The 2029-nt window shown below is 36.8% G+C and carries 3 protein-coding genes; 1 reads left to right on the top strand and 2 read right to left on the bottom strand.

Annotated features, from left to right (window positions below; translation table 11 throughout):
- A partial coding sequence (locus VJJ26_01875; protein ID HLC06914.1) for a hypothetical protein occupies positions 1 to 372 on the bottom strand: 372 nt, incomplete at its 3' end.
- A gap of 178 nt (positions 373 to 550) precedes the next feature.
- On the opposite strand from VJJ26_01875, the gene VJJ26_01870 reads away from it, so the two are divergent.
- On the top strand, positions 551 to 1408 hold the full coding sequence (locus VJJ26_01870; GenBank protein ID HLC06913.1) for an HAD-IA family hydrolase: 858 nt from the start codon (positions 551 to 553) through the stop codon (positions 1406 to 1408).
- A 163-nt stretch (positions 1409 to 1571) separates the two neighbouring features.
- Here VJJ26_01870 and VJJ26_01865 read toward each other — a convergent pair.
- On the bottom strand, positions 1572 to 2029 hold a 458-nt coding region (locus VJJ26_01865), incomplete at its 5' end, for an aminotransferase class V-fold PLP-dependent enzyme (protein ID HLC06912.1).

Raw genomic sequence — 2029 nt, 5'->3', positions numbered from 1 at the left:
AACCACTTTTAATGGCATCATAGCAGCCTTAACTGGCATAGGAAGTCGATCAAACCAAGCTTTTATCTCTTTCTTAACCGCATCCCTTGCTTGATTTACGGTACGACCCAAAGAACCTGTTTTATGCATATAGCATATCATGAGTACCAAGCATCCTGCCGCAATTTGCAACAACACCAATTTAGGATCATTCTCTATGTGCCCCAAAGCAGAAGCCATAATTCTTTCTAAAACTTTATTACCTGTTGGCTGTGTTTCAGGATTCAAAGACGGGACTGGAATATTAGTCCACTCACTTGCCATCATAGTTACAGGATTTAAACACAATCCAATCATAACAAGTAAGCGAATATGTTTCATTACACCTATCATAAAAAATCCTTGTTGCTGTTATTTTTATAATTTCCTATCTGCATGATTACACAATGTAATACTTTATTTTACAAGATAGTTATAAATAGGCAAATATTTCAACAATTACTTGCTTATAAAAAAGCTAATAGATTACCATAAAAGTAAACAATGAAATAAACATACAAAGGAGAAAGCAATGCGATTGTATCATTATGTAAGCATTTCATTTCTGCTTATTTTTATTTATACGGTAACAAAAACACCGCACAATCAAAGAAAAATTACTTGTTCTGATGCCACATGTAAAAAATATACCATTCTTTTTGATCTTCCTAATGTATTAATCAAAGAAAATCAGACGGGATTTTCAAAAAAAATCGGCTATGGAAAACTCGCAAGTTATGCAATAACACACTGGAAAAATCCTGGATATCGCTGCTTGGATATGCTTGCCGCAATGAGCGCCCTTGAAGAACAAAAACCACACATCACCATAACCCTCAAGAATAGAATATTACCACGTTGTCTTGTTGAACTGCAAGAAGGTAAAAAAACATGCGTACAAGCAAGAATGGAAATTACGCAATGTATTGAACTACTCGATGCAAAAAAACATTTTAGTAGCGTCAAAGAAAAAAAGCTCATGACTACTATCATGAACCTTGTTCTTGATCCAGAAACAATAGAAGCAATCATTGAACCAATAAAATCTACTGTACAACTTGCACAAAAATTAAAAGCCGCTGGACACACTATTTATATTTTTGCAAATGCACCGGATGAATTGTATACATCACTACAAAAAAAGTACACCGATATGATCAACCTCTTTGATGGCGTTGTTGTTTCATCACAAGTAAAAACCGCAAAACCTAATGACGCCATTTTTAAGCATTTAATCGAAGCACATAACATTAATCCTCAAGACTGTATTCTGATTGATGATCTTGCAGAAAGTGTTGCAACGGCGAAAAAATTAGGGATGCAAGGAATTGTGTACGATAAAATATCACATGTGACGAGTAAGCTGAAAAAGTGTGGGGTGAGATTATAGAAGATACCCTTCGATACACCCCTTTGGGGCACTCAGGGCGAGCGGAAGGAAAAATCTCATAAAATTTTAACAAACTGCTTCATTCTTCTCCGCTCGTCCTGAGTGTTCTTCGTAGCTTCATAGCGAAGAAGAATGTATCGAAGGATGTCAAAAAATAAAAAACCTATTGCACCAACTCTTGCACCGCTGCAACAATGCGATCAACATCTTCGAATGTGTTATAAAAATAAAAACTGACTCTGACAGAAGCATCATACCCAAGTTTTTTGGCAAAAGGTTGTGCACAATGGTGCCCAGCACGAACAGAAATGCCACGAGAATCTAAAAATGCTGCCACATCATGGCTATGGAAACCATCGACCAAAAAACTCACCATGTGCCCTTTTTGTTTGAGCTCGGCAATGGGACCTAAAATTCTCACTTGTACAATTGCAGACAAGCCATCAATTAAGCGTGCACATAGTTGTGTTTCATAATTCATAATTTCATCAAAATCTACATTGGTACGCAGATAATCAATTGCTACACCCAAACCAATTGCTTGTGCTATTGGAGGCGTGCCGGCTTCAAACTTATGCGGTGCAGAACGCCATGTTGCATGTTCACAATTAACGTCTTCCA

The organism is Candidatus Babeliales bacterium (assembly GCA_035288105.1).
Classification (GTDB): Bacteria; Babelota; Babeliae; order Babelales; family Vermiphilaceae; genus SOIL31.
The sequence above is the reverse complement of the archived record's forward strand: the minus strand, read 5'-3'. Positions and strand labels throughout refer to the sequence as shown.

Excerpts from the sequence above, each read along its gene's own strand:
- VJJ26_01870 (HLC06913.1), top strand. The coding sequence starts at position 551 with ATGCGATTGTATCATTATGTAAGCATTTCATTTCTGCTTATTTTTATT.